At 74.7% G+C, this 2,705-nt stretch carries 3 protein-coding genes; 2 read left to right on the top strand and 1 reads right to left on the bottom strand.

Translation table 11 applies throughout. From position 1 onward, the window contains the following. Both FV222_RS22320 and FV222_RS22315 read left to right on the top strand, forming a co-directional pair. Positions 1-337 (top strand): winged helix-turn-helix domain-containing protein (locus FV222_RS22320; RefSeq protein ID WP_187277423.1); only part of this gene is annotated, 337 nt, incomplete at its 5' end. Beyond that, entirely contained in the window at positions 334-1,716 is a 1,383-nt protein-coding gene (locus FV222_RS22315; RefSeq protein WP_147815665.1) for an ATP-binding protein, read from the top strand. The genes FV222_RS22320 and FV222_RS22315, both read left to right, overlap by 4 nt. A 12-nt stretch (positions 1,717-1,728) precedes the next feature. On the opposite strand, the gene FV222_RS22310 is transcribed toward FV222_RS22315, so the two are convergent. Next, the coding region (locus FV222_RS22310) for a dihydroxy-acid dehydratase (protein ID WP_187277422.1) at positions 1,729-2,705 on the bottom strand (977 nt) is incomplete at its 5' end.

The raw sequence follows: 2,705 nt of genomic DNA, 5'->3' as shown, positions 1-2,705 counted from the left end.
GGCGGAGCCCGGCGCGCTTCGCCTCGCCTTCGACCGCTGGGTCCTCGACGGCGACCGGCGGGAGCTCGTCGGCGAGGGCGGCGAGGCGGTGGTGCTCAGCACCGCCGAGTTCCGCCTGCTCGCAGCCCTGGTGCGGCGCCCGCGGGTGGTGCTGTCGCGCGACCAGCTCCTCGACCTGACGAGCGGGCGCACCGCCCAGGCCTTCGATCGCAGCATCGACAACCAGGTCAGCCGGCTGCGGCGCAAGCTCGAGCGCGACCCGGCCCATCCCGAGCTGCTGAAGACGGTGTGGGGCGGCGGCTACGTCTTCGCCGCCGACGTGCGGGAGGTCCGGTGATCCGCCTGGTGCCGCGCTCGCTGGTCTGGCGGCTGGCGCTGCTGCTCGTGCTGGCGGTGGTGGCGGCGCAGGCCGCCGCCTTCGCGATGTTCGCGAGCGAGGCGACCCGCGTCGGGCGGGCCGCGGGACGCACCCAGGTGATCGACCGCATCGCCATCCTCGTGCGACTGCTCGACACCGTGCCGGCGGACGCGGTGCCGGGCACCATCGCGGCCTTCAACTCGCCGCGCCATCACTTCTCGATCGGCCAGGCCAGCCTCGTCCCCGACGGGGCGATGGACGCCGACGAGGCGCGGCTGGCGCACGGCCTCGACCGCAGGCTCCAGGCGGATGCGAGCGAGGCGCGGCTCCTCTTGGTGAAGCGCGACTTGGTCAAACACGACTCGGTCGAGCGCGACGTCGCGGACGCCCCCGCCGCCGAGGAGCGCCGGGCCAAACCGGAGGCGCTCCAGGTCTCGGTGCACCTCGCCGACGGGCGCTGGCTCAACGGCGAGGCGCCGGTCGCGCTGCCGACGCCGCCCTGGATGCGGATCGGCCTGTTCCAGATCGCCGCCAGCGTCGTCGCCGTGCTCGTCGCCGTCGGCCTCGGGCTGCGCGGGGTGGTCGGGCCGGTGACCGCCCTGGCGCAGGCCGCCGAGGAGGCCGGGCGCGGCACCCTGGTCGCGCCCCTGCCGGAGCCGGGGCCGGCGGAGCTGAAGACGATGACGATCGCCTTCAACCGGATGCAGGCGCGGCTGCGGGCCTACGTCGACGACCGCACGCGGATGCTGGCCGCCGTGAGCCACGACCTGCGTACGCCCATCGCCTCGCTGTGGCTGCGCGCCGAGATGGTGGAGGACGAGGCGTTGCGCGCCGGCATGGTGCGCACGCTGGGCGACATGAAGCGGATGGTGGAGGCGACCCTGTCGTTTGCCCGCGACGCCGCCGCCTCGCAGGCGAGCGGCCCCCTCGACCTCACTGAGCTTGCCCGCACCCTGGTCTCGGACCACGTGGCGCTCGGCCGCGACGTCACCCTGTCGGCGCCCGAAACCCTGCCCTTCGCAGGGAGGCCCGACGCCCTGCGGCGGGCGCTGGACAACCTCGTCGAGAACGCGGTTCGCTATGGGGCGCGCGCCCGCATCGCCCTCGACCGCGACGGGGCGGACGTGCGCATCCGGGTCGAGGATGACGGGCCGGGCATCCCCGCGGACCGGGTCGAGGCGATGTTCGAGCCCTTCGCCCGCCTCGACGACTCGCGCAACGACGAGACCGGCGGCACCGGGCTCGGGCTGGCCATCGCGCGCTCGGCGATCCGCGCGCATGGCGGCGAGATCCGGCTCGCGACCCTGCCGCAGGGGGGCCTGCGCGCGGAAATCGTCCTGCCGGGCGCGGAGGGATAAGGTTGGGAGCGGTCAGCCGGCCTCGGGCGTCGCGCGCATAAAACCGAAGTCGCAGCCCTCGTCGGCCTGCTCGACCGTCTCGTAGAGCAGGCGGCTGTATCCGCGGGCGGCCCAGGCCGGGCGCTCGGCCGGCCCGGCCTCCGACCGGCGGCGCTCCAGCTCGGCCGGCTCGACCAGGAGGTCGATCCGCCGGCCCGCCGTGTCGAGGCGGATGCGGTCGCCGGTGCGCACGAGGCCGAGCGGGCCGCCGTCGGCCGATTCCGGCGTGACGTGCAGCACGATCGTGCCGAAGGCGGTGCCGCTCATCCGCGCGTCGGAGATCCGGACCATGTCCTTCACCCCGGTCGCCAGGATCTTCTTCGGGATCGGCAGGTAGCCGGCCTCCGGCATGCCGGGCGCCCCCTTGGGGCCGGCGTTCTGCAGCACGAGCACGTCGTCAGGGCCGACGTCGAGGTCGGGGTCGTCGATCCGTGCGGTCATGTCGGGGATCGAGGCGAACACCACCGCCCGGCCCTCGTGCTGGAGCAGCGCCGGGCTCGCGGCGCTGTGCTTGATCACGGCGCCCCGCGGCGCGAGGTTTCCGCGCAGCACCGCCATCGCGCCCAGCGGCTTGATCGGGTTGTCGCGCGGCCGGATCACGTCCTGGCCCGGCACGTCCTCGGCCGCCGCGACCACGTCGCGGAGCGTCCCGCCGGCCACCGTCCCGGCGTCGAGGTCGATCAGGTCGCCGAGCTGCGCCATCAGCTTCGGGACGCCGCCGGCATGGTGGAAATGCTCCATGTAGTGCTCGCCGGACGGCTTCAGATCGACCAGCACCGGCACGGCGCGGCCGAGCCGGTCGAAGGCGTCGAGGTCGATGCGGTGCGGCGTGCGGTTGGCGATGGCGGTGAGGTGGATCAGCCCGTTGGTCGAGCCGCCGATCGCCTGGAGCACCACCTGCGCGTTGCGGAACGCGTCCGGCGTCAGCAGCGCGCTCGGGCGCGGACCGC

This window comes from Methylobacterium sp. WL103 (genome assembly GCF_008039885.1).
Lineage (GTDB): Bacteria > Pseudomonadota > Alphaproteobacteria > Rhizobiales > Beijerinckiaceae > Methylobacterium > Methylobacterium cerastii.
Note: the sequence above shows the minus strand (reverse complement) of the source record. Positions and strands in the feature narration are given on the sequence as shown.